Annotated in this window: 26 protein-coding genes and 1 tRNA gene; 16 read left to right on the forward strand and 11 right to left on the reverse strand. The window is 67.9% G+C overall.

The annotated features are described in order from the left end of the window. Positions 1–63: 63 nt before the first annotated feature. From hmgB to NKI68_RS18035, 6 genes are all read left to right on the forward strand, one after another. Positions 64–1,404 (forward strand): hydroxymethylglutaryl-CoA synthase, encoded by a 1,341-nt coding sequence (gene hmgB, locus NKI68_RS18010; RefSeq protein ID WP_254544506.1) that lies wholly within the window; start codon positions 64–66, stop codon positions 1,402–1,404. A gap of 44 nt (positions 1,405–1,448) precedes the next feature. Further along, positions 1,449–1,760 (forward strand): DUF433 domain-containing protein, encoded by a 312-nt coding sequence (locus NKI68_RS18015; RefSeq protein WP_254544507.1) that lies wholly within the window; start codon positions 1,449–1,451, stop codon positions 1,758–1,760. Beyond that, positions 1,761–2,102: a DUF5615 family PIN-like protein gene (locus NKI68_RS18020; protein WP_254544508.1), complete on the forward strand. Its 342-nt coding sequence runs from the start codon at positions 1,761–1,763 to the stop codon at positions 2,100–2,102. Between the two features lie 146 nt (positions 2,103–2,248). Then, complete coding sequence (gene gcvPA, locus NKI68_RS18025) at positions 2,249–3,580, forward strand: aminomethyl-transferring glycine dehydrogenase subunit GcvPA (protein ID WP_254544509.1); 1,332 nt, start codon at positions 2,249–2,251, stop codon at positions 3,578–3,580. Then, positions 3,577–5,046 carry an aminomethyl-transferring glycine dehydrogenase subunit GcvPB gene (gcvPB, locus tag NKI68_RS18030; protein ID WP_254544510.1) on the forward strand — a complete coding sequence of 490 codons (1,470 nt, stop codon included), beginning with the start codon at positions 3,577–3,579 and terminating at the stop codon, positions 5,044–5,046. Before gcvPA ends, gcvPB begins: the two co-directional genes overlap by 4 nt. A 152-nt stretch (positions 5,047–5,198) precedes the next feature. Then, positions 5,199–5,348, forward strand: a complete 150-nt coding sequence (locus tag NKI68_RS18035) for a hypothetical protein (protein WP_254544511.1) — start codon at positions 5,199–5,201, stop codon at positions 5,346–5,348. A gap of 83 nt (positions 5,349–5,431) precedes the next feature. Here NKI68_RS18035 and NKI68_RS18040 read toward each other — a convergent pair whose 3' ends face one another. Beyond that, positions 5,432–6,478, reverse strand: a complete 1,047-nt coding sequence (locus NKI68_RS18040) for a guanosine monophosphate reductase (RefSeq protein ID WP_254544512.1) — start codon at positions 6,476–6,478, stop codon at positions 5,432–5,434. Between the two features lie 189 nt (positions 6,479–6,667). Between NKI68_RS18040 and NKI68_RS18045 the strand changes: the two genes are divergently transcribed. Together NKI68_RS18045 and NKI68_RS18050 are read left to right on the forward strand one after the other, a co-directional pair. Then, positions 6,668–7,348, forward strand: coding sequence for a haloacid dehalogenase type II (locus tag NKI68_RS18045; protein ID WP_254544513.1), 681 nt, complete (start codon positions 6,668–6,670; stop codon positions 7,346–7,348). A gap of 260 nt (positions 7,349–7,608) precedes the next feature. Beyond that, positions 7,609–8,064 carry an HTH domain-containing protein gene (locus NKI68_RS18050; RefSeq protein WP_254544514.1) on the forward strand — a complete coding sequence of 152 codons (456 nt, stop codon included), beginning with the start codon at positions 7,609–7,611 and terminating at the stop codon, positions 8,062–8,064. Here NKI68_RS18050 and NKI68_RS18055 read toward each other — a convergent pair. The 3 genes from NKI68_RS18055 to NKI68_RS18065 all read right to left on the reverse strand — a co-directional run bounded on the left by NKI68_RS18055 (position 8,061) and on the right by NKI68_RS18065 (position 10,164). Beyond that, positions 8,061–9,455, reverse strand: coding sequence for a dihydrolipoyl dehydrogenase family protein (locus tag NKI68_RS18055; RefSeq protein WP_254544515.1), 1,395 nt, complete (start codon positions 9,453–9,455; stop codon positions 8,061–8,063). The two genes, NKI68_RS18050 and NKI68_RS18055, sit on opposite strands and share 4 nt — an antisense overlap. 176 nt (positions 9,456–9,631) lie before the next feature. Next, positions 9,632–9,823: a DUF7331 family protein gene (locus tag NKI68_RS18060; RefSeq protein WP_254544516.1), complete on the reverse strand. Its 192-nt coding sequence runs from the start codon at positions 9,821–9,823 to the stop codon at positions 9,632–9,634. Between the two features lie 164 nt (positions 9,824–9,987). Continuing rightward, positions 9,988–10,164 carry a DUF7838 family putative zinc beta-ribbon protein gene (locus NKI68_RS18065; protein ID WP_254544517.1) on the reverse strand — a complete coding sequence of 59 codons (177 nt, stop codon included), beginning with the start codon at positions 10,162–10,164 and terminating at the stop codon, positions 9,988–9,990. A gap of 93 nt (positions 10,165–10,257) precedes the next feature. Between NKI68_RS18065 and NKI68_RS18070 the strand changes: the two genes are divergently transcribed. The 4 genes from NKI68_RS18070 to NKI68_RS18085 all read left to right on the forward strand — a co-directional run bounded on the left by NKI68_RS18070 (position 10,258) and on the right by NKI68_RS18085 (position 12,470). After that, a complete protein-coding gene (locus tag NKI68_RS18070; RefSeq protein ID WP_254544518.1) occupies positions 10,258–10,791 on the forward strand; it encodes a cob(I)yrinic acid a,c-diamide adenosyltransferase in 534 nt (177 codons plus the stop codon). Between the two features lie 220 nt (positions 10,792–11,011). Beyond that, positions 11,012–11,278, forward strand: a complete 267-nt coding sequence (locus NKI68_RS18075) for a DUF7553 family protein (RefSeq protein WP_254544519.1) — start codon at positions 11,012–11,014, stop codon at positions 11,276–11,278. Positions 11,279–11,322: 44 nt separating this feature from the next. After that, positions 11,323–11,397, forward strand: a tRNA-Val gene (locus tag NKI68_RS18080). Positions 11,398–11,675: 278 nt separating this feature from the next. Next, entirely contained in the window at positions 11,676–12,470 is a 795-nt protein-coding gene (locus tag NKI68_RS18085) for a formate/nitrite transporter family protein (protein ID WP_254544520.1), read from the forward strand. A gap of 611 nt (positions 12,471–13,081) precedes the next feature. Here NKI68_RS18085 and NKI68_RS18090 read toward each other — a convergent pair. The 3 genes from NKI68_RS18090 to NKI68_RS18100 all read right to left on the reverse strand — a co-directional run bounded on the left by NKI68_RS18090 (position 13,082) and on the right by NKI68_RS18100 (position 16,309). Beyond that, positions 13,082–13,408 (reverse strand): DUF8160 family protein, encoded by a 327-nt coding sequence (locus NKI68_RS18090; RefSeq protein WP_254544521.1) that lies wholly within the window; start codon positions 13,406–13,408, stop codon positions 13,082–13,084. Next, positions 13,405–14,175 carry a ParA family protein gene (locus NKI68_RS18095; RefSeq protein ID WP_254544522.1) on the reverse strand — a complete coding sequence of 257 codons (771 nt, stop codon included), beginning with the start codon at positions 14,173–14,175 and terminating at the stop codon, positions 13,405–13,407. The genes NKI68_RS18090 and NKI68_RS18095 overlap by 4 nt, the downstream gene beginning before the upstream one ends. Positions 14,176–14,299: 124 nt before the next feature. Beyond that, positions 14,300–16,309, reverse strand: a complete 2,010-nt coding sequence (locus NKI68_RS18100; RefSeq protein WP_254544523.1) for a bacterio-opsin activator domain-containing protein — start codon at positions 16,307–16,309, stop codon at positions 14,300–14,302. Between the two features lie 160 nt (positions 16,310–16,469). Between NKI68_RS18100 and NKI68_RS23630 the strand changes: the two genes are divergently transcribed. Next, entirely contained in the window at positions 16,470–16,601 is a 132-nt protein-coding gene (locus tag NKI68_RS23630; protein WP_256562652.1) for a hypothetical protein, read from the forward strand. 5 nt (positions 16,602–16,606) lie between these two features. Here NKI68_RS23630 and NKI68_RS18105 read toward each other — a convergent pair whose 3' ends face one another. Further along, complete coding sequence (locus tag NKI68_RS18105; RefSeq protein ID WP_254544524.1) at positions 16,607–18,691, reverse strand: CHAT domain-containing protein; 2,085 nt, start codon at positions 18,689–18,691, stop codon at positions 16,607–16,609. Positions 18,692–19,276: 585 nt separating this feature from the next. Between NKI68_RS18105 and NKI68_RS18110 the strand changes: the two genes are divergently transcribed. After that, positions 19,277–19,438, forward strand: coding sequence for a DUF1059 domain-containing protein (locus NKI68_RS18110; RefSeq protein WP_254544525.1), 162 nt, complete (start codon positions 19,277–19,279; stop codon positions 19,436–19,438). A 104-nt stretch (positions 19,439–19,542) separates the two neighbouring features. Further along, complete coding sequence (locus NKI68_RS18115) at positions 19,543–20,601, forward strand: methyltransferase (RefSeq protein ID WP_254544526.1); 1,059 nt, start codon at positions 19,543–19,545, stop codon at positions 20,599–20,601. Between the two features lie 36 nt (positions 20,602–20,637). On the opposite strand, the gene NKI68_RS18120 is transcribed toward NKI68_RS18115, so the two are convergent. Together NKI68_RS18120 and NKI68_RS18125 are read right to left on the reverse strand one after the other, a co-directional pair. Continuing rightward, positions 20,638–20,805 carry a DUF1059 domain-containing protein gene (locus tag NKI68_RS18120; protein WP_254544527.1) on the reverse strand — a complete coding sequence of 56 codons (168 nt, stop codon included), beginning with the start codon at positions 20,803–20,805 and terminating at the stop codon, positions 20,638–20,640. 97 nt (positions 20,806–20,902) lie between these two features. Further along, positions 20,903–21,982 carry a helix-turn-helix transcriptional regulator gene (locus NKI68_RS18125; protein WP_254544528.1) on the reverse strand — a complete coding sequence of 360 codons (1,080 nt, stop codon included), beginning with the start codon at positions 21,980–21,982 and terminating at the stop codon, positions 20,903–20,905. A 152-nt stretch (positions 21,983–22,134) separates the two neighbouring features. Here NKI68_RS18125 and NKI68_RS18130 point away from each other — a divergent pair, with 152 nt between their 5' ends. Continuing rightward, positions 22,135–22,752 (forward strand): OsmC family protein, encoded by a 618-nt coding sequence (locus tag NKI68_RS18130; protein WP_254544529.1) that lies wholly within the window; start codon positions 22,135–22,137, stop codon positions 22,750–22,752. Positions 22,753–22,836: 84 nt separating this feature from the next. On the opposite strand, the gene NKI68_RS18135 is transcribed toward NKI68_RS18130, so the two are convergent. Continuing rightward, entirely contained in the window at positions 22,837–23,775 is a 939-nt protein-coding gene (locus NKI68_RS18135) for a DUF7551 domain-containing protein (RefSeq protein WP_254544530.1), read from the reverse strand. Positions 23,776–23,909: the final 134 nt, after the last annotated feature.

A 23,909-nucleotide genomic window follows, 5' to 3' on the forward strand; every position in this document is an offset into this window, starting at 1 on the left:
ATTTCGACGAACGACGAATTCATCGTCGTCAAACACTTATATCTCCCGGTCGACTCACCAGCCATGACATCCGTCGGCATCGACGCAATCGAGATCCACACCGGGAAGCTCAAACTCGACCTCGCGGAGACCTTCGCGCCCGCGAAGGGCGAGGAGCCGGAGAAGTACACGAAGGGACTCGGCCTCGCGGCGAGTTCCTTCCCCGACACCTACGAGGACATCGTCACGATGGGCGCGAACGCCGCCCATCGACTGATGAAGCGACGCGGCCTCGAACCGGCCGACATCGGCCGCATCGACGTGGCGACCGAGTCCGCGTTCGACAACTCGAAGCCCGTCTCGACGTACATCGCGGGCTGCCTCGAACAGGTCTTCGAGGGCGACTTCCACCACGCCAACAAGGGCGAGCGCAAGTTCGCCTGCATCTCCGGCACGCAGAGTCTGGACGACGCCTACAACTGGATCAAGGCGGGTCGAAACCGCGGGCGCAGCGCGCTCGTCATCGCCACCGACACGGCGCTCTACGCGCGCGGCGACGCCGGCGAGGCGACCCAGGGGGCGGGCGCGGTCGCCATGCTCATCGCCGAGGACCCCGACCTCGTCGAACTCTCCGCCGAGCAGGGCTACGGGAGCGCCGACGAGACGGACTTCCTCAAGCCCAACCAGCAGTTCCCGAGCGTCGACGGCAAGCGCTCGGTGCAGGTCTACCTCGCGCGCATGCGCGAGGCGCTCGAGGACTTCGAGAGCGTCTCGGGGGACACGCACCCCGACGACTTCGTCCTCGTCCCCTTCCACACGCCCTTCCCCGGCATGGTCCGCAAGGCCGCCCTGCTGGGCTACCGACACATGATCCGCGACACGAGCATCGAGGAGGAACTCGCCGCCGAGATCGGCCGCCAGCCGCGCTACGAGGCGTTCGAGGACGAGGCGGCGTTCCTCGACGCCGTCCGCGAGTACACGGACGCGCTCAAGGACACCGAGACGTACCTGGAGTGGTACGACCGCGTCATCGCCCCCACCCTGGAGATCGCGCGCGAGGTCGGCAACTGGTACACCGGGTCGGTTCACGTCGCCCGCGCGAGCGGCCTGAAGCACGCCCTGGAGAACGACTGGGAGATCGAGGGGAAGAAGCTCCTCGTCGGCTCCTACGGCAGCGGCGCGCAGGCGGAGATCCACGCCGAGACCGTCCAGCCGGGCTGGGAGGAGGAGATCGCTCACCTGAACGTCGACGAGCAGCTGGAGGCCCGCCGCGACATCTCCTTCGAGGAGTACGAGCGCGTCCACGACGCGCACAACCACGACAAGCGGCTGGACGACGTCGAGGAGTTCACCGTCCCCGACGGCGAGTTCGCCTTCGACGGCTGGGGGCGCATGGGCGAGCGCAAGTACCGGTTCGTCGAGTAGTCGGGGCGAATCCTTTTACCCGGAGTCGCATAGAGTATCGCGTAATGGCACAGCAGAGCGCCCGCATCGTCACGACGCCGGACGTCCTCGGGGGCGAGCCTCGAATCGCGGGTCGCCGCATCGGCGTTTTGTTCATCTACGAGCAGGTCGAAGGCCGCGACCTCTCGGCGCGGACGGTGGCCGACCGGTACGATCTCGACATCGCGGACGTCTACCACGCGCTCGCGTACTATCACGAACACCCCCGCGAGATGTCCGAACTCCGGGAGCGACGCGAACGGGTCGAGCGCGAGGCGGCCGACGACCCGAACGTCGTTACCGGGCCTGGCGATGTCCACGAATCGTCTCAACGATAGATGGTACGGTTTCTCCTCGACGAACACACGGAGCGTGACCTCGCGGACAAACTCGTCCGCGACGGCCACGACGTCGAGCGCGTCGTCGCACTCTCCGATCTCGGACCGGGCGTACCCGACGACCGGGTGCGTTCGTACGCTCGTTCGACGGACCGGATCGTCGTCACCAACGACGACGATTTCGTGGAAGTCGAAGCCGACGACCGCGGCTGCGTGTTCTACTATCCGAATCAACGGCTCGCGTCGTTCGATCTCTACCGTATCATAACGAACGTCGTAGAGGCGTTCCCGGACCGCGAATCGTTCCCCTCCGTGGTCTTTCTCACCGAGAAGTGGTTGTAACTGGCGTGTCCGGACCGGTCGTCGCTTCGCCGGCCGTTACGCCACGACCGTGTACCGATGGACCCGAATCCGACGGTATCATATGCAGTGACTTGTAACGCCGTACCACTAGATGTCCCGCCCACGGACGCCCATCACATCAACGCATGAGCAGCCATAACTCCGGTAGTCCCTTCGCGCCGCACACCCCCGAGGAGACGGCGGCGATGCTCGCCGCCGTCGGCGCGGCGAGCGAGGAGGACCTCTTCGACATCCCCGACGGACTGCGCTTCGACGGCGCGTTCGGCATCGAGTCGCGAAGCGAACAGGCGACGCGCGCGCACGTCGACGCGACGCTCGGGCGCAACGCCGACCTCACCGAGTTCCTCGGTCGCGGTCACTACGACCACTACGTGCCCTCGCTGGTCGATCACCTCTCCCAGCGCTCTGAGTTCCTGACCTCCTACACGCAGTACCAGCCCGAGGTGGCCCAGGGCTTCCTGCAGGCGCTGTTCGAGTACCAGTCGATGCTCGTCGAGCTGACGGGCCTCGACGTGGCGAACTGCTCGATGTACGACGCCGCGACGGCGCTCGGCGAGGCGGCGACGCTCGCCGCCCGCCTCCGGCGGATCTCCGGGGAGACGGTGCTCGTCCCCGACCTCCTCCACGAGGGCCGCCGGGGCGTCCTCGAGAACTACGTCGAGGGCGCGGGGCTCGCGGTGGAGTCCTACCCGACCGACGACGCGAACGCGGACGTCGAGGCGCTCGCCGATCGCGTGGAGGAGGACGTGGCGATGGTCTACGCCGAGAACCCGACCGTCCGGGGGACGATCGAGGAGCGCCTCCCCGAGATCGGCGACCTCGCGCACGAGAACGACGCGCTGTTCGTGCTCGGGACGGACGTGCTCGCGCTCGCGCTGCTCCGGGAGCCCGCGAGCGTCGGCGCGGACGTGGTCGTCGGCGAGGCGGCCTCGCTCGGGCTGGGCGCGAGCTACGGGATGGGCCTCGGGCTGTTCGCCTGCCGCGAGGCGTTCCTGCGGCAGGTGCCCGGTCGCCTCGTCGGGGTCAGCGAGGACGCGACCGGCCGCCGGGCCTACACCCTGACGCTCCAGACCAGAGAGCAGCACATCCGCCGCGAGCGCGCGACGAGCAACATCTGCACGAACCAGGCGTGGGTCGCGCTCCGGGCCGCCATGCACGCGGCGACGCTCGGCCCGCAGGGGCTCGTCGACCTCGCGAACGACTGCGTGACGGCGACGGCCGACCTCGCCGAGCGCGTGGACGCGATCGTGGGGATGCGCGCGCCGGTCCACGACCGCCACCACTTCCGCGAGTTCGTCGCGCACACCGACCAGCCCGCGGCGGCGGTGGCGTCGGACCTCGAGCGCGAGGGGTTCGCCGTCCACGTCGTCGGCGAGCACGAGATCCAGCTCTGCACGACGGAGACAAACGCCGCGAGGCGCGACGCGCTGGTGGAGGCGTTGGAGGTGGTCGCGTGAGTAGAGACGAACGCGATCAGGGAGCGGCTAGTGAGAGCGACCGGGATCCCCTCGTCTACGACCAGGCGCGCTGGACCGCGGACGACGAGAAGTACGAACCGTTGCTCGCGGAGAAGCACACCCGCGAGGTCGAGGTGGAGTCGGCCCTCCCCGATCACCTGACGCGCGACACGCTCGACCTGCCGGACCTCTCGGAGCCCGAACTCGCGCGCCACTACACGCGCCTCTCCGAGATGAACTACGGCGTCGAGAACGGGCCGTTCCCGCTCGGCTCCTGCACGATGAAGTACAACCCGAAGTTCACCGAGGACGTCGCCGCCCACCCGAAGGCGGGGATCCACCCCGACCGCTCCCCGGAGAGCGCCCAGGGGACGCTCGAACTCCTCTACCGTCTGCAGGACTACCTCGGGCGCATCGGCGGGATGGACGCCGTGACGCTCCAGCCCCCGGCGGGCGCGGCGGGCGAGTTCGCGGGCATCCTCATCGCCAGGGCCTACCACGAGGCGCGCGGCGAGGACCGGACCGAGGTCGTCGTCCCCGACTCCGCCCACGGGACGAACTTCGCCAGCGCGGCCATGGCGGGCTACGACGTGGTCGAACTCCCCGGCGCGGCCGACGGGCGGGTCGACCTCGACGCCCTCGAGGCGGCGGTCGGCGAGGAGACGGCCGCGCTCATGCTCACCAACCCGAACACGCTGGGGCTGTTCGAGCGCGACATCGAGCGCATCGCCGAGATCGTCCACGACGCCGGCGGCCTGCTCTACTACGACGGCGCGAACCTGAACGCGCTGCTCGGGCGCGCCCGCCCCGGCGACATGGGCTTCGACGTCATGCACTACAACGTCCACAAGACGTTCGCCACGCCCCACGGCGGCGGCGGGCCCGGCGCGGGACCGGTCGGCGTCAGGGAGGACCTCGCCGAGTTCCTGCCGGAACCCCGGGTGCGGAGGACCGACGGCGGGTACGAGCTGTTCGCCCCCGAGCGTTCGATCGGCAAGGTCCACGGCTACCAGGGCAACTGGCTCGTGCTCGTGAAGGCCTACGCCTACATCGCCCGCCTCGGCGACGAGGGGCTGGCGGACGCGAGCGCGAAGGCCGTCCTGAACGCCAACTACCTCGCCGAGCGGATCGACTACGAGATCCCGTTCGGCCCGTTCCACCACGAGTTCGTCGCGAGCGCGGACGCGGACGCCGCCGACGTGGCGAAACGCATGCTCGACTACGGCGTCCACCCGCCGACGACGAAGTGGCCCGAGGCGGTCCCGGAGGCGCTGATGACGGAACCGACCGAGATCGAGAACCGCGCGTCGCTCGACCAGCTCGCGGCCGCGTTCGACGCGGTGGCGGCGGAGGACGAGGAAGCGATCGAGTCCGCCCCCGAGCGGACCGCCGCCCGCCGCATCGACCAGGTGAGCGCGGCGCGGAACCCGCGGCTGTCCTGGCAGGCGCTCGACCGCGAGGAGTGAGAACCGCGGGTGAGGGCCGATAACGGCTCCTCTGAGACCGACTAGTTCCGGACCGTTCACGCCGTTCTCCACCGTTGCGGGTTCGCAACGGTCGCAACGAGCGCCCCCGTTTATCTCCGCGTAGAACTCACCCGAAACTGGAGTGGTAGACCGTGAAGCTACTCAGACGCGTGTTCGGCGGGAGCGGGGACAGCCAGACCAAGTACCAGTGTTCGGCGTGCCCCGAGACGTTCGACGCGCCCGCTGACGCCGAGGCCCTCCGCTGTCCCGTCTGCGGCGACCGCAACGTCGCGCCGCTCTGAGCGGCGCGGCTTCGTCGCTCGTCGCTCGTCGCTCATCGCTCGGCGGGAGGTCGACGTGACGAGCGCACGGGTCGCGCCTGCGTCTATTCGTCGCCCGGGCGGGCTTCGAGAATCGAGTGTGCCCCCTCGCGCTCCTTCGCGCCGGGGGCGATCCGGACGAACTCCGCCTTCGCGCGCGCCTCGGGGATGGTGTGTCCGCCGCAGTAGCTCAGCCCCGAGCGGACGCCGGCGAGGAACTCCGAGAGCGCGACCTCGAGCGGGCCGCGGTACGGCGAGAGGCCGTCCACGCCCTCGTCGGCGTCGGGGGTGAGCGCCTTGTCCGTGCGCGCCTCGTTGGCCGCCGTGGAGGCCATGCCGCGCGAGCGCTTGTAGCGCTCGCCGTCCACCTCGACGAGGTCGCCGGGGGCCTCGTCCGTCCCGGCGAAGAAGCCGCCGAGCATGACGGTGTCCGCGCCCGCCATCAGCGCCTTCACGGCGTCACCCGAGGTGCGGATGCCGCCGTCGGCGATCACGTGGATGCCGAGGTCGCGGGCGACCGCCGCGCAGTCGTCCACCGCGGTGAGCTGCGGGACGCCCGCGCCGGCCACCTCCCGGGTGGTGCAGTGGGAGCCCGGACCGACGCCGACCTTGACGCAGTCTGCACCCGCCGCGTGGAGGTCGCGGACCCCCTGGGGCGTGACGACGTTGCCGGCGACGAGGGGCGCGTCGGGGAACTCGGCGTCGATGCGCTCGACGGCGGCGAGCGCCGCCTCCATGTGACCGTGCGCGACGTCGACCATCACGCAGTCCGCGCCCGCCGCGAGCGTCGCTTCGGTCCGGTCGAGGAAGTCCTCGGCGATGCCGACGGCGGCCCCGACGCGCTCGCCCGCGTCGGCGACGGCCCCGACCTGTTCGGCCTGCTCGTCGACGCCCATGAAGCGGTGGATCGTACCGAGCCCGCCCATCGTCGAGAGGACGATCGCGGTGTCGACCTCGGTGACGGTGTCCATCGGCGCGGAGAGCACCGGGATCTCGAGGTCGAGCGACGGCGTGAGGTGAGTCGAGAGGTCGACGTGACTGCGGCTGTCGACCGGAGAGCGCTGGGGAACGAGCAGCACGTCCCCGTACGAGAGTCCAGTTCTGACGTTCATTCGTGTGAACCCTCGACTTCTGAGGCCGTCGTCCCAGTTAGCTCCGTCGAATTCGCCGCGCGTAGCGAGTATCAGGGTGACCAGAACGCGTCCCGCCAGTGGTCGCACTCCGCGACGATCACGTCGTTCGTGTCGCCGCCGCACACGCCCGACCCCACAGCTATACTCCCGCCCGCAGAAGGGCCTGCCATGACCTTCGACGCGGATCGCGTCTCGACGGTGACGTTCGACTCGTACAGCACGCTCGTCGACGTGGACGCCGCCGAATCGGCCCTGCGCGAGCGCGTGGACGACCCCCGACCCGTCTCGCGGCTCTGGCGGGCGCGCTCGCTCGAGTACACGATGGTCGCGAACGAGATCGACGCCTACCAGCCGTTCTACGAGATGAACCGCGACGCGCTACAGCACGCGCTCGACGCGCACGGCGTCGACCTCTCGGAGGACGAGCGCGACGAGATCCTCGCGGTCTACCACGAACTCGACGTCTTCCCGGACGTGCGCGACGCGATCGAGCGCATCCGGGACGCGGGCTACGACTGCTACGTCCTCTCGAACGGGAACCCGGAGATGCTCGACTCGATGGTCGCGCACGCGGACATCGACCACCTCCTCGAGGACACCATCAGCGCCGACGAGGTCCGGGCGTTCAAGCCCGCCCGCGAGCTGTACCGTCACGCCGCCGCGCGGACGGGGACGCCCATCGACGAGATCGCTCACGTGAGCGCGCTCTGGCTCGACGTGCAGGGCGCGATGCACGCCGGGATGCAGGGCGTCCGGGCGGATCGGAAGGGGTCGCCCTGGGAGCCGTTCGACGGCGAGCCGGACCTCACCGTCGGGACGCTCCACGACCTCGCGGACGAACTCGCCTAGTCGACGAGGCCGACCTCGTGGACGTGCCGGCGGAGTTCCTCCTCGGTCGAGAACGACCGCTCGCACGCCGAACACTCGAACTCTCCGTTCTCAGACATACCGCGTGGGTAGGGCTCTCGGACTGATAACGCTTTCCTGAGCGTTCGAAACGCCCCCTCGGGAGTGTCAAGTCAGGAGAGCTATCCACGAGTTTTGGAATTGTCCGGTGAGTAAACTATTTGCGCCACCGAGGTCGATGGTACGCAGAGGGGGGAAGTGACATGGCACTAACTGACACGAGGGGGCGGACGGTCGAGGTGTACGTCCGGTCGCTCGCGCCGGGGTACGAACACGGGGGGCAGGAGGAGGTACTGGAACGGGTGCGCGCATGCGCCAGGCGCGGCGGCATCGACGCCTACGACATGTACGTGTGGGGATCGGGGATCGATCCGGAGTCGAGGGCGGCGCAGACGAAGTTCGGGCAGTTCATCCTCGACCGACTGGAGAAGTTCGGCGAGTGGGCGAGGGGCGGCGACGCGTCGCTCGACTTCTGTTTTCCGACCTGCGCCCGGCACTCGACGGTCACCGACGAGTCGTTCGTCTGCGTCGAGTTCCCGTCGCTGACGCTCGTGGAGTTCGAGAACGGCGAGGTGAAGCACGTCGCTCCGTGTCACCACGAGGACGAGGTGGTGACCGTCAGGAGTCGGTTGAGGGCGCTCGAATCGGCGATCGTCTAGTCCAACTCGCGCTTCGCCGCGCGGAAGAGGCCGTCGAGGATCTCCGGCGTCGTCGGGTGGTACGCCCGGTCGGGCACGTCGCGGACGTCCATCCCGCGCTCGACGACGACCTGCATCGTCTTCGCCATCACGTCGGCGTGGTAGTGGAGCCCCTGGTACCCGAGGACGGTGCCGTCCGTTCCGACGACGAGTCGAGCGAGCCCCCGGGGGGCGTCCTTCGTCGCGAACACGCCGTCGCTGCGCGCCTCTCGCGTGACCGCCACGTGGTCAATCCCCGCCGCCTCCGCCGACGCGCGGGAGTGGCCGACGCGCGCGAACGGGTAGACCGCGAGCGCGGAGAAGACGACGTGGTGGTGCACGTTGTGGTACTCCCGCAGGTCCTCGCCGTCCCGGTGGCGGAGGACGTTCTCGGCGGCGACGACCGCCTGCTCCTTCGCGACGTGGAGGATCGGCTCCCGGCCGTTGGCGTCGCCGACGACGAAGACGCGCTCCGCGTCGCGCGCGCGCATGGTCGCGTCGACCCAGCCCTCGCCCGGCGCGAGCGACGCGTTCTCCAGTCCGAGTCCGTCGAGCGCGGGGCGGCGACCGGCGAAGACGAATACCGTCTCAGCCTCGACCGTTCGCTCCTCTCCCTCGCGCTCGTAGGTCAGTTCGACGCCCGCCTCGGTCGGGGCGAGCGACCGCTCGTCCGCGTGTGTGAGCACCTCGATGCCGAACTCCTCGCGGTAGATCTCGAGCAGGGCGTCGCCGAACTCGTCGTCGGCCTCGTCGAGCGGTCGGGCGTCGTGTTCGACGACCGTGAGGTCCACGCCGCCGGCCTCCGCGAGGTAGGGGGCCATCTCCATGCCCACGTAGCCGAAGCCCACGACGATCCCGGATTCCGGGAGCGCCGTCTCATCGAGCACGTCGGCGCTGGTCATGGTGGGCACGTCGTCGATGCCGGGGACGTCGGGGACGTTCGGGGTCGACCCAGTCGCGATGACGACGTAGTCGGCCTCGATCCGGCGGTCGCCGACGGCGACGGTCCGATCGTCGACGAAGCGGGCGGTGTCGCGGAGTAACTCGACGTCGTCGCGCTCCGCGAGGCGGTGGACGGCGGCGCGACGGTGTCGCGCGAAGTTGGCGACGTGCTCGTCCTTCTGCGCCACGACCCGTTCGAGGTCCACCTCGGGCGGGTCGCCCCGGAGTCGGTCGTCGACGCGCGCCCGGTAGCGGTGCTCCGCGGCGGAGAACACGTCCTTCGACGGCATACACCCGCGGAGGATGCAGAGGCCGCCGCCGGGATCGCCGTCGTCGACGAGCGTGAGTTCGACGCCCTGTTCGTCCGCGAGGCGGTCCGCGACGGCGACGCCGGCGCTCCCGTACGCGCCGATGACGACGACGTGTGTCATGTGTCCGCTCGGGCACCCAACGGTATAGTCGTTCCTCGAAACCGTGAGCGGCGCGCCCGGACGATCGCCGTACTCGGCGGTGCGCCGGGCGAACGGAGCGAAGCGAAGGGTCGAAAGAAGGGGGAGGGAACGATGACGGTCGATATGCGCGAGCCGACCCGGTCTCCGGACCGGGCTCAGTCCTCTCCCGGGGGGTCGCGCTCGAATTCGAACTCGACGGCCGTGTCGGACTGGATCCACGCCTGGTGGTTCGACGGATCGTAGAGGATGATCTGTCCGTCGTCCAGCGGGAGGGCGACGCAGTCGGGGTCGAGCGTATCGGGCGTGTCGGGCGTCTGGTTCGTCTCGTCGTGAGTTCGTGTGCTCATTTTCCTGCCACGTTCTCGGACTGTTGTTCGTCCTGCGGGAGGAGGTATGGTACGGAGTAGCATAAGCCTTGAGTGATCGTGCGATCAATTGACAACCTAGCGGGCGTCGATCCGAGTGGTCGCATCTACGGAAGGGAAAGAGGGGGCGGGGTGCGGTGACCGACTCAGGCCGACACGTCGGCGTCGGAGACGATGTCGTCGCCGATCATCACGAACCCGTAGTCGCACTCCGTACAGCGCCACTTGGTCTTCTCGCCGAGGTGAATGAGCGTGCTCGCGGTGCGGTAGAACTCGCGCTCACCACCGCACTGCGGACAGTAGTGTCGGGTTTCGAGGCTCATGTCTCGCCCTCCGTGCGGGCGTCACTTCACGCTTCGCTTTCCCGGCCGGACCCCGCGAGTGGGTATAAGTCGCTGGCCCGCGGTAGTTCGGGTATGCGGATCTACACCGGACGCGGGGACGAGGGGATGACCGACCTGCGGAACATGGACCGCGTCTCGAAGACGAGCGCGCGCATCGAGGCCTACGGGACGGTCGACGAGGCCAACGCGCTCGTCGGCGTCGTCCGGCCGTCGGGTTACGACGACGTCGACGACCGACTCAGGGCGATCCAGAACCACCTCCACGTCGTCCAGGCGGACTTCGCCGACCCGGACGAGGACAGCGACGCCCCCCGGATCGACGAGGAGGACGTGGAGCGACTGGAGGCGTGGATGGACGAGTACGACGAGGAACTCGACCCGTTGCAGTCGTTCGTCCTCCCGGGCGGGAGCGAGGCGGGGGCGAAACTCCACCACGCGCGCGCCGTCGTCCGGCGCGCCGAGCGTCGCGCCGTCACGCTCGCGTCCGCCGAGCCGGTCAACGAGCACGCCATCACCTACCTGAACCGGCTCTCCGACGCGCTGTTCGTCTTCGCGCGCGTCGTGAACAAGCGCGAGGGCGAGACCGAGGAGTCCCCGACGTACTGAGCGTCGGGTCGTCACGGCCGGAGAAATGGAACAGACGTTCCGGCGATGCGCCGGGCCCACTGTTGACGATCGCGCCTCGCGGCGACTGTACCCCTCGACGGCACGGGGCGGCGGCCCCTATGGTTTAGGTGAACCTAAAAGCATAAAAACGTTACTGTCCCGATTCCGTCCCGATCAACCGGACACAAATGTTTTATTCTAATATTTGCTACCTCCCGCCATGAACCGTCACTTCGAAGACGCTCAGTACTACCTGAAACGCGCCGGGGCCACCGCGAAGAAGGGGCTCGCGACGGAGATCGAGGGTGTGCAGGAGCGGTTGCAGGACCTCCTCGGCGGCGACGAGGAGCCGGAGCAGTCCCGGATCGACCAGATTCGCGCCGACCTGAAGGACCTCCAGGAGAACGCGGAGGGCGAGGCGAAGGAGGCCATCGCCGAGGCCCGCCTCCGACTCGACAGGGTGCGCGGAAAACCGCCGGCCGAATAGTCGAAAGGAAGCGTTAAGTCCCATCGGTCGTTTTTTCCGGACGCGGGTTGGTGATCTAGTCCGGTTATGATACCTCCTTCACACGGAGGAAGTCGGCGGTTCAAATCCGCCCCAACCCACTTACTGCCGGCGCAACGCGACGAGCGGAGCGAGGAGCCTGCGCCGGCGAAGTGGTGACGAAGGATTTGAACCAGGGAGCGAAGCGAGCGCGAGCGAGCGGAGTGACCGAGGGTCAAATCCGCCCCGACCCACTCCTCTGCGACACGACGGCGAGCGCGAGCGACCGCGCGGGCCACCTGTCGAGAGGCACGGGCGAATCGATGCGGGGTTCACGACGGCGCGACGAGTCGTAGCGCTCCACCCGCAGTTTTTCCCTCTTCACACCGTGTTCGGTGATGTGGCTGAAACTCCTGCCCCTTCTCCCGGCGAGATATTCGATCGAGCCGTCGAGGAAGGTACGCGACGACTCGATCAGTCGCTGCTCGAGTTGATTTCGACCAGCTTCATCGCCGGGTTCACGATCGTCTTCGGCATCGTCGCGCTCGGGATCGTCGAAGCTCTCGTCGAACCGCAGTTCGGCGAGGTCGCCAAAATCGCGGGGGCGCTCGCCTTCGGAGTCGGTCTCGTGTTCGTCGTGGTGGGTCGAACGGAACTGTTCAACGAAAACTTCTTCGACCCGGTCGCGGCGGCCGCCGATCGATCCGGGACCTGGATGCTCTCGCCGCTCCTTCGCCTGTGGGCCCTCACGCTCGTGTTCAATCTCCTCGGCGGTGGCCTCTTTGCGCTCGTCTTCTCCGTCGACGGTGTCCTCCCCTCGGGGACGGGGGACGTGCTGGCCGCGTTCGCGAAAGAGAGCGCGCGCCACGGGCCCGCAGCGTGGTTTTCGAGCGCCGTTGCGGGTGGCGCGCTCGTCAGTTTGCTGTCGTTCCTCCTCGTCGCCGTGAACAGCGTGAGGACCCGGCTCAGCCTCGCTTACATCGTCGGATTCCTCCTCGCGCTCGGACCCTTGAACCACGTCGTCGTCACCGCGCTACACGTCTTCTTCGGCATCCTCTTCGGCGCGAACATCGGCCTCGGGACGCTCGCGGTGATGATAGTAGTCGTCACGATCGGTAACCTCCTCGGAGGACTCGGCCTGGTCACGCTCACGCACGTCACGCAGGCGATGGGAGCGCGCAACGCCGGAGAGTGACCTCGACGTCGCGGCTCGGGACGCCCACGGTCGCGAGTGGCGAACGCTCGGGAGAGACGGGTGGGGACGCCGGCTCGTGATCGAGCGCCACAACGCGTGTACCGTCTCAGGGTGCGGTCCGGTGCGCGTCCTGGGAGATCTCGCGACGGTCCACTGCCGGCGTTCGCCCTGTCCGTACGAAGGGGGTCCTAAGACGTGCGCCTGTCTCGATTCTCCGATACGAGCGAGCGCTCCCCTCACGGCGTCCCAACCGCGCTCGGACGGACTCGATGGCGGAGATGAAACAACGTCACCGACCACGCTTCGACCGACTCGGCTTCGGGAGTGACGGAGGTGTTGACGACTGACGAGAATCGCGTTCCGCCCACCCACTTACTGCCGGCGTAACGCGACGAGCGAAGCGAGGAGCCTGCGCCGGCGAAGTGGTGACGAAGGGTTCGAACCAGGGAGGACGTGCAGCGAAGCGCTCACGTCCGATAGGGTTCAAATCCGCTCGACGTCCCTCGGGGAGTACGCGTTACGCGGAGGTGTGGGAGTCTACACGAGACGAACGATCACCCGAACGTCGAGCCGTCTCCGTCTTCCGACCGATCGCTCGGCGCTAATCGATCTTAGAGGTCCAAGATGTCTTCGACAGTCATCCCCTCTAAGCCCGCTTCGACGACCGCCGGGTAGTAGTCGCGATTCTTCTCGAGCGGTTCGCCGCGCTCGCGCTTGTGCCGGGCGTTGAGTTCGTCGAAGCGGATGTCGAGTTCCTGTCGGAGGTCGTCGGGCAGGTACATGAGCACGCTCGGGCGGTCCTTGATCGACTGTCGGTCGCCGTCCTCGTCGGGTCGGGTTTCCCCCTCGGTCGTGGGCGACGGGGCGTCCGGGGTCGGGTCGTCGTCGCGCTCGAACCGTCGCTTCAGCCTGTTGGCCCGCTCGTCGCGGTCGGTCATCCGGCCACCTCCTCGAGGTGGGCCGCGACGTCGAGGAAGGCGTCCTCCATGTCGCAGTCCTCGCGGTGGGTGAAGATCGACGCCCCCTCGTTCCACGCGCGCTTGAGCGCGACGCGCTTTCTGACCTCCCAGACGGGGATGCGCCCCCCGAAGGTGTCCTCGAACCAGGCCATCATCTCGGTCGCCTCGCCGTCGGTCTCGACGCGGTTGGCGACGAGGCCCACGTCCCGGATGTCGACGCCGTAGCCCTGTTCGAGCGTCTCGATCTGGTCGAAGAGGATCTCGAGCGCGCGGATGGACGTCCCCTCCGCCAGCGCCGGGATGAGCAGGTTCCGACACGCGAGGAGCGCGTTGTCGGTCAGGTTACCGAGCGACGGCGGGCAGTCGACGATCACGAAGTCGTAGTCGTGTTCGAGTTCGTCGAGCGCCATGGCGAACCGCTCGCGGCTCCGCATCGCCGTCGTCAGCTTCGGCTCGGCGCTGAACATGTCCACGTTCGAGGGGACCACGTCGAACTCCTCGTGCTCGCGGACGAGGGCGTTGATGAGCGACCGCGAGTCGAGGTCGAGGAGGACGTCGTAGAGGCTCGGCGGTTCGGCGTCGTAGGCGTCGTCCAGACCGAGCCCCTCCGTTCCGTGACCCTGCGGATCGAGGTCGACGAACAGCACGTCGTTTTCCCGCGCCGCGAGCGCCCCGGCGACGTTGATGGCGACGGTCGTCTTCCCCACGCCGCCCTTCTGGTTCGAAAGTGCTAGCCGGTATGCCATTCCTACGAGTACGTGACGGTTAAGGCGTCTTAACTCTACGTCAGACAAGATCGCTAAATCGGATAAGACAGTTAAATCGGTTAAGAAGTATGGCGGTTGCGGGCCGTCTCTCGGAGACGGGCGGCTACTCGAGGATCGTTCGGAAGACCTTCTGTTCGGCGGCCCGGAGGTGCTTGTGGACCGTCGGCGAGGAGACGCCGAGCAGATCCGCGACCTCCTCTGCGGTGCTGTCGCGCGGCCAGTTGAAGTATCCCGCGTAGTAGGCGGTCTCGATCGTCGTCCGCTGGCGTTCGGTGAGATCGTCTTCGAGCGAGAGACGGACGCCGTCGGGAGTGAGGCTCCGACGTGGCACGGTCCGCTGAGAGACGAGTTCGACGTCGGGGACGCGTTCTCGAAGCGTCTCGAGGAGCTGGCGGACGTCCGTCTGCACGGGGAGTTCCGCGGTGATCCGGACCTCGCTCCCCTCGACGACGACGTCCGTGATACGACCGCAGTACGTCGTGACGAGCGACGAGGTCGGCGGGTCGCGCGCGTGCAGTTCGAACACGTACTCCCCGTCCCCCTCCCGGATACACCGCGCATCCTCGTAGGCGGGATGTCCGAGGACGAGGTCGGCGAAGCGATCTGCCTCGACCCCGGTGACGGTCACGTACTGCAGGTACCGATCCTCGGTCGTGGGGATGAGCCGGTCGAAGGTGACCGTTCCGCCCTCCTCGACTGCGGTGGGTACCCCCCGAACGATCGACTCGGAACGGAGGTCGACTTCCAGGACGCAGTCGCTCATCAGCGCCTCCTCGCGTTCGAGGGCGTTCATCGCGTGTCCGACGCTCTCGCCGAGTTCGGCGAGTACCTCGCGCTCCGCCGCGTCGAACGCGGCGGGCGTATCGGCGTAGAGACAGAGGACGCCGAACAACCGGTCGCCGAAGACGACGGGGATCGCGGCCGACGAGCGGTATCCCCGTTCGAGCGCGGGACCGCGCCACGGGGCGAACGCCTCGTCGGTCTCGAGGTCCTGGACCGTCTGCACGTCGCGAGTTCGGACGGCGCGCGCCGTGGGACCTGCGGCCGCGTCGTCCGAGAGGGGGATCGTGACGGCGTCGAGGTATCCCTCGGCGTCCCCGGCCCACGTCTCGGGGACGACCCGTTCGCCGGGTCGGTTGACGCTTCCCATCCACGCGAAGACGTACGGCTCCGCGTCGACGAGCCGTTCGCAGACCGCGTTCGCGATCTCGGACCGCGTCTCGGCGTCGAGGAGCGCGCGGTTCGTCCGGCGGACGACGCGGTTGATCCGGTTCAGGCGGGTGCGTTCCTCTCGGGCGAGTGCGAGTTCGCGCTCGCGACGGCGACGCTCGCGGACGTCGCGGAACGTCGTACGCACGACGGTCGTCCCGTCGAGTTCCGTGACGCGGGCGCTCACCTCGACGGGGATCCAGTGGCCGTCGTCGTGGACGACGTACCCGTCGGCTCCTTCCGGGAGCGCGCCGTCCCCCGCGGCGTGCGCCGCGGAGACCCCGCGGTCGCGGTCGGATCCCTCCGGTGGGTGGAGATCCGTCCGATAGCGACCGACGAGATCCCGCCGTGACGTTCCCAGGAGATCGGTGGCGGCGGTGTTCGCTTCGACGATCTCGTCCGTCTCGGCGTCGGCGACGATGGCCGCGTTCGGTGCCGTATCGAGCAAGTGCCGGTACGACTCCGCGGACGCCCGAGGTTCGGTCGGAACGCGCCGTCGCTCGCCGTCGTCGCGGACGAGGCAGGCGACGAGACGTCGATCGTCGCGGTGCACCTCGTGGAACGAGACGGTGATCGGGACCGCGGACCCGTCCTTTCGGCGTCCGAGCGCTTCGACGTCGTTTCGCTCGCACTGGGGATCGACCGGGCAGTCGGGGACGAGCGCGGAGAGCGACTCACCGACGAGTTCCGCCGGCGCGTAACCGAAAACGTCCGCGCCGGCGACGTTGGCGAACGCGACCGCGCCGGACTCGTCGACGGTCAGGATCCCCTCGGACACTCGACCGAGGAGTTCCCGGAAGAGCCCCGCCTCGCCCACTGTGCGGACCGTTCCCTCGTCGTACGCGCATCGCCCGGTCCCTTCCCATACGTCCCTCGTGGCGGACGCGCCCGGATCGCCACTCACGACCGGACATTCGGTACTGGATGTAAATACCCGTCGGCCAAAGGATCGTTCCACGTACACGTCTCACCCGAGGATAAAGTGGAAGCCGGTTTCAGCCGCCATTATTTATATAGACGAGATTGGACAGATTTAAATAGTGGCGATTGATTTCTATTCTTGAATGTCAGATAGTAATGCACTGTCCGAGGTCCTGTACAGTCATCCGAAACTGATGGGCGCGGTGTACGTCCTGCTGCTGGCCAGCGGCAACCTGGTTCAGTCGGCGATCGGGAGCGCTAACGTAGGGCCGTAGCTCAGCTACGCGGATCTATCGAGGGTGATCGCGTCGCTCCACTCGAGTCGTCCGTCGATGCAAACCGGGACGCGCTCGAGTTCGAGGGCGTCTGACAGCTCTTCACCCGAAACTTCTGTTCGAACGAGCGGACCGCCGTTGATGTAGCGCGTTCGATTCTCGCCGATGTGCGGCGTGTAAAGCGCTCCGAGAGGGCACTCGCGCGTCGGGTACCCGAAGAACGTCACCGAGAAGCGGTCGTCGCCGATCCGCTCCACGTCGAGTCGGACGGGCGCACCACCCTTGGTCTTCGTCACGGTCGCGTTCCCGTCGCCGACGATCATGTACTGTCGACCCGATAGCGTTTCGTCCGCGATCACGTCGAGGGCCGCGGCGAGCGAGAAGCCGGCGTTCAGCAGGCGGGCGGTCTGCCGACCGACGACCGTCGCGGCCCGGTTGGCGACCGGTTCGAGCGTGACGACGCCGCCGGTCGCGCCCGCGTCGACGAGCGCCGTCCCCTGTTCGTAGGAACGACAGGCGTTGAGGATGAACGCGCGGACCCCGACCGAGTCGAGCGCTCTCGCGTCGAGGTGGCCGTCGAGACACTGCATCCCACGCTCGTCGACGTGACCGACGTAGTGGAGGAATTCTTCGTCGCGCGCGAGCAGTTCCCGCAACTCGTCGACCGTCGTCCGTTCGTGGACGACGACGTCCATCGCGATGTGCTCCCGGAGACCGTAGAGGTCGGTGACGCTCCGCTCCTCGACCATCTCCGGATCGTTGGCGACGACCACGACGCGAACGGGGGAGTCGGTCGCGCCGCCGAGTTGACGGCGACAGGTCTCGGCCGTCGGCTTCGACGCCCCGACGGGATACCCGTCCCCGATCCACGCCTGCTCGATGGAGTCGGCCGGTGGAGGTTCGAACACCCGCTCGAGCGAGTCGCCCGGAACCGACCTCCGGGACGGGGACGCGTCCGACGACTCGCGGTAGAAGTCCGCGACGACCCCGCTCAGTTCGCTCGGCGGGGCGGGTTCCGACGCGCGGCAGCGCACGTGCGCGAGGTCGAGCGCCGCGAAGGGGAGGTAGGCCACGTGTTCGGGAGCGGGAGCGACGTCGGCCGTCAGTTTCCACGTCGGCCGTGCGCCGGAGAGGGCGTCGAACGGGATCGAGAGGTACTGCTCCAGCTGCGTCGCGAGGGGTGCGTCGTAGAGGGCCGACACGTCGAGATCGGTGCACGACTCGACGGCGCGTCGCTCCGCGAGGTCCACCGGGTAGTACCCTTCGGTCCGGACGACGCAGTCGAGGAGGAACACGTGTTCGAGCGTCCGTCGAACCGCCGCTTCGAACCCGTCGGAACCGTCGAGCGGGTGGACGAACCCGTCGGCGATCAGTCGCGGTTCGTCGCCCGGACCGACGGTGGCGTCGGTGTAGTAGGCGAGCGACGCGACGGGGTAGACGTACCGGAGGTCGGGGGGGACCTCGATGCGGACGTCGGAGCGCGAATCGGCGAGCGACGCCGGCGCGTCGAAGCGGTCGCCGCGCTCGACGAGCGGCGGACACCCCCGTAACGAGGGCCAGGAACGCTCACAGCTCGTCGTCTTGAGCGCCGATCCGAAACACGAGACGGCGCGCATCACGTCCCGCGGGTCGTCGGTCGTCGTCACCGTCGCCTTCGGGTAGACGTGACGCGACCGGAGGCCCAGCCGTAGCGCGTCGGCGGACGTTCGGATCACCCGCTCTCCGCCGTCCGGTTCGACCGTGACCGCCCCCTCGACGGAGAGGTAACAGACGACGCCGAGCGAACTGATCTCGAGCACGTACCGACCGTCGGGGACGGTCGCAGTCGCTCGGTTCACCGCCTCCGCGACGACGCTCCCGCGCTCGTCTCTGACGAGCACGTTGACGAGATGCGGAATCCGGAGTACGGACGTGTCGAGCGACACGGCGGTCGTGACCGGAAAGTAGAACCCGTCGGTCGAAACGGCTCTCGGAGAGACCGGCTCCGGCGTCCCCAACTGCACGCTCACGTTCTCGTGAACGTCCCCGATACGAACGCCGGTCGGATCGGTCGTGGGGACTACGGTCGGCGGCGCGACGGTGGCGGTCATGCCGGTGCGCTCGCCCCGTCGATTTCACGCCTCGTCCGGAAGAACGCTGTACAGAGAGCGACCGGATCCCGCTGTCGGCCGATCGGCGTCCGGCCGACAGGGCCCGCGATAGTCATCGCCGAGTAATAGGACGGTTTCGAATTAAATCATCCGATGAGAACAACGACGGTGTGAGTGAATCCTCCTGACGATCCGATCGCGGACGGTCAGTATGAATCGAATGTCGCGATACGAACTTCGTCGATGGTCGTCGACAGACTCGGTGGTTGGGTACTGTCTATTTAGACCAGCTTGAGAAGCGAATGGGTCGTCGAGTTAGTCGTCAGAATGCTCGCAGACCTGCTCAGCGGATGCTTTGCAGCGGATTTAGGCGAAATCGCATGCAGCGCGATCACCTCGCCCTTCTCGAGATTCGCCCGGGCGAGTGCCAGCGTCCCCGGCGGCGGTCGAACAACCCCCGTTCCGCGTCGCACCGCGTCTCACTTCGTGCGAAATTATTACTGGATGACTATATTTCCGTGCCCGGTCGTACCGTCTCTCGCCGGTGGTCCCGGCCGACGACCGAACGACAACAACCACGAAACCATGGTCGAGGAGATAAGCTGTAGAGGAGCCGGAATCGACTGCGAGTTCCTGATTCGCTCGGAGCTAGAGGAGATGCTCGGGTTCGTGAGAGAGCACGCCAACACGCGGCACGGGTTGGGCGTATTCGAGGACGACCTGCGTGACGAGATGGTCGATGTTTGAACGACGATTAACGGATGCCGAAGGTGGCGGACGGAATCGGCCGTTCGCGCCCGCGCGACGCATGGAGGGGGATCGAACCGTCGGACGACACTGAGGAGAACATCATGGCAATCAACGAAGACACACTGCACCGACACCTGGAGACGGCCGTGACCGATTTCGGCGCGGCGTTCCACGCGCCGCTGCTCGTCATCGGCGACGAACTCGGCCTCTACGCGGCGCTCGCCGACGCGGGACCGCTCACGTCGGCGGGGCTGGCCGAGCGTACCGACACCGCCGAGCGCTACGTCCGCGAGTGGCTACGATCGCAGGCCGCCGGCGGATACGTGACCTACGATCCCGAGACGGATCGCTACGGTCTCACCGAGGAGCAGGCCGCCTTCCTGGCCGACGAGAGTAGTCCGGCGTTCGTGCCGGGGGCCTTTCAGGTCGCTACCGCGGCGGCCCGGATCGCGCCGCGACTCGCCGAGGCGTTCCGCACCGGGGAGGGTGTGGGTTGGCACGAACACGACGAGGGGCTGTTCCACGGCACCGAGCGCTTCTTCAGGCCCAACTACGCGGCCAACCTCGTCGACGACTGGATTCCGGCGCTCGACGGCGTCGAAGCGACGCTCGAAGGGGGCGGACGCGTGGCGGACGTGGGCTGTGGCTACGGTGCCTCGACCATCCTCATGGCCGAGGCGTACCCCGAATCGACCTTCGTCGGCGTCGACTACCACGAACCGTCGATGGAGGCGGCCCGCGAGCGAGCGGCGGAGGTCGGCGTCGACGACCGCGTGACCTTCGAGGTGGCGACGGCCGCGTCGTACGACGGAGCCGAGTACGACTTCGTCACGATGTTCGACTGCCTCCACGACATGGGCGACCCGGTCGGTGCCGCAGCGCACGTCCGGGAGACGCTCGCCAATGATGGCGCGTGGATGATCGTCGAGCCCTACGCGAGCGATCTCGTGGAGGACAACCTGACCCCGGTCGGTCGGGCGTTCTACTCGGTCTCGACGCTGGTCTGTACGCCGAACTCGCTCGATCAGGAGGGCGAGTACGCGCTGGGCGCACAGGCCGGCGAGGCGCGAATCCGCGACGTCGTCACCGGGGGCGGGTTCACGCGCTTCCGGCGGGCGACCGAGACGCCGTTCAACCTCGTGTTCGAAGCGAAGCCGTAACCGGACGCGCCGCCCGGATAGCGTCCGCGAGCGCGACTACACGTCCCTCATTATCCTCTCGACGTGATCGCGGGTCGTCGACGTGTCGTGGACCCGCTCGGCGTGTCGCCTGACGACCTCGACGATCTCCTCCTCGTCCTCGGAGCGAATCAGAAACGCGCAGTCCTCGAATCCGGCGTTGATACAGCGTACTTCCTTGACCATGTCGTCTCCCCCTCGGGCGGGATCGGACGATTATCCGTACGATCCCTTAGCTGTTGTCTCGCGCCCCGCGACTCCGATGCCGCGTGCGCGAGTGCCGTCACATCGCCGCCATCGCCTCGCGCAGCCCCCGCTTGGTAAAACTCTCGAGACGGACGGCCTCGTTCCGATAGGATTCGTAGACGGCCTCGGCCCACTCGCGCGCCGCCGCCGAGTCGGTGTCCACGAACGCCCGGAGCGTCCTCGCGTCCGTATCGCGCACGCCGATCCCGACTCGATCGTCGAAGATGGCGAGTCCGTAGGGGAGGTCGTCGTGTATCCAGAGCGTAAAGTGCTCGCTGGCGCACACCTGGACGCACTTCTCCGGGTAGCTGTTCATGACGTTCTCGGTGACCGCTGGCGGGTCGATGATCTCCGTCTCCATGCCGTCCAGGATCCGTTGTTGGAACTCCCCCGCGTACGTCGGAGCGATGGAGAAGGTGTCGAACCCCCGGAGCGTCTCCGTCTCCTCGAGCAGCGAGACGAATCGGGTCATCGGACCGTAGGCGTCCCCGCGCTCGGCGCTCGTCACGGTCGTGTCGGCGAAGATTCCGACGTCGAAATCCGTCGTCGTCTCGCGAATCGCCTCGAGCGCGGGCGCGAGTACGAGCGCGGTTCGACCGTTCGTCTCGAACGTCGATACCGCGTCCGCCACTGCCTCGCCGAGCGCCGTGAGCGCGAACGTCCCGCCCGTCCGCTCGATCAGGCTCATCTCGCCGAGCGATCTCGTGTGCCGGTGGCCGGTCGCTCTGGAGACGTTCAGCCGTGCTTCGAGTTCTCTCCGATCCAGTCGCCCTCCCCGTAGCGCGTCGAGCATCGGGGAGCGTCTGACGAGTTCGACGAGCAGTTCCGGCGTCGCCGCGGTAGGACCCAGCGCCGTCCGAACGTCCGTCTCGAATTCGGCCACGGTATCCGCGATCACCTGGCCGAGCGCCGTGAGTGCGAGCGCACCGTCCGCGTCCGTTACCACTCCCGCCTCCGCGAGCCAGCCGGCGAGCCGGTAGCTGGTGGCGATCGACACGTCGAGCCGTCGTGCCAATTCCCGGTGATCCAGCGTCTCGCTCCGCAGTTCGGCGAGCGCGTGAGCACGTTTGACGAGCCCGACGAGCAGGTCGGCGTCAATCGTGCCGTGAGTTCGCATATCTAGAGGGTCGACGGACGCGGTATTAACTCTGTAGCGTCTCCGGACGGTACCGTCCGATTCGCGGACGATCCGTCTCACTAGCTGCGAAATTATCACTAGATGATTACATGTTTTCGCGGCGCGTACGACCGCACGAGGAGGTATCAGAGATGACAGAGACCACTCAACGAGAGGCGCGCATCGAACAGGGCGTCGACCTGGAGAACCTGGGGGCGTTCCTCGACTACGCGGAGGCGAACCCGGCGGACGTGCAGTTCGAACTCGGTGCCGTCGGCACCTACGAGGGGCGGGCCATCCACACGAGGGCGAAGACCGGCCCGTACGCGCTCGGCGGCGGGGAGATCGACCGCGTCGCCCGCGAATACACGTACCACTTCGGCGGCCACCGGGAGGTAGAGGAGGCCGTCGGCTTCGTCGATCCCACCGACCGTCGGGAGGTCATCGAGACCGCGCTGGCCGCCCTCTCGGGGTGCCTCAACGCGGCCATCTCCATGAGCGCCATCGCGCAGGGGGTCGACCTCGACGAACTCGAGACGACCGTGCGCATCGAGTGGGACCCGTTCGTCTTCCTCTGGCTGGAGGACGTCGAGGGACCGGACGGCGCGCCGAGGGACATGTTCGGCGACCTCCGGGTCGAGATCGAGGTGTCCGGCGAGAACGTCGACGAGACCACCCTCGACGAGATCAGGGAGTGGACGGGGCGTTCCGCGGTGTACAACCTCGTCACGTTACCCCACCGGTGCGAACCGGAGGTCAGACTGAAGTGACCGACCGCCGGTGGCCGCGGACCGCCGGTCGGTTCACGCCATCAGTCCGGCGTGCGAGAATGCCGTCTGCGCCCGGATCCGACGTCACGTCGGTCGAATGCGGACGCGGCCGGTCGGCCGGGTCGATCCCACGATCACCGTGAGCGCCCAGCCGTCGGCGGTCCGCCGGGCCTCGGTGACCGTCGCGTCGTTCGGAAGCGTCCGGAGCAGGCCGACCACGACGGGAAGCGTCGGCAGGCGATCGTCGGCCGGCGCGAGCGCGTACCCGTGGAGCGAGACGGTCCACCTCCGCTCGGCCTCGTCCGCGCGCTCGGAGGTTCGCTCCCGAGGTGAGGGACGAACGCGACGAACGCGGTAGCCCTCGACGAGGGCGACGCGTCGAAGCGTCTCGAAGACCCCCGTGAGGGGTGACTCGTGCGTCGAATCGCGTGCGAGATCGGCCGAATGCCCGGAGCCGACGGCCGGCTCTCCCACCCCGCGATCGAGACGCGCCGCGGCCTCGCGTAAGACGTCGGCCTGTGCCGCGTCGTCGAGGTGTTCGTCGAGCGCGCGGGCGACGCTCTCGAGCAGCGCGAGACAGAGGTCGTCGGGGTCGGTCACCGCCTCGGCGCATCGCAGGTACGTGTCCATCACCGCCCGTTCGACCCGGCGATAGGGACCCGTCGAGAGGGTCTCGAAGACCGCGGCGGCCACCTCGTGGCAGTACTCCGCGAGCGCGTTCTGGCGGTCATCGGGGGTCGGTTGCGGATCGACGAGCGGTTCCCCGTCACGCTCGGCGAAGTCGGCGTCCTCGGTGGCGACGAGGTCGTACCAGGGGACGCGGGGATCGTACCGACGGAGTTCGGCGCGGTACTCCTCGCCGAGACGGGCCGCCTCGGTCGCCGTCGCCCGATCCGGGAAGCGCCGGCGGAACAGCGGAACGGGCCGCTCGCCCGTGCGGGCGCACCGGACGACGAAGTCGCCCGTCGGCGTCGAGAGGTCCTCGATTCGACGGCGGATCTCCCGGAGCGTGCTCCCCATCATGGCGATCGCCAGTGAGGGTCGCCGGTCCGCATCACCCCGTCACCGGACGCTCGAGGCGACGTCCGACTGATCTGACGGCTCGCAGTCGCCGAACGCGTTCCGTTCGGGCGCGGGCTGACTGTCGATGTCGAGAG

Origin of the sequence: Halomarina pelagica (assembly GCF_024228315.1) — an archaeon.
GTDB classification, from domain to species: domain Archaea; phylum Halobacteriota; class Halobacteria; order Halobacteriales; family Haloarculaceae; genus Halomarina; species Halomarina pelagica.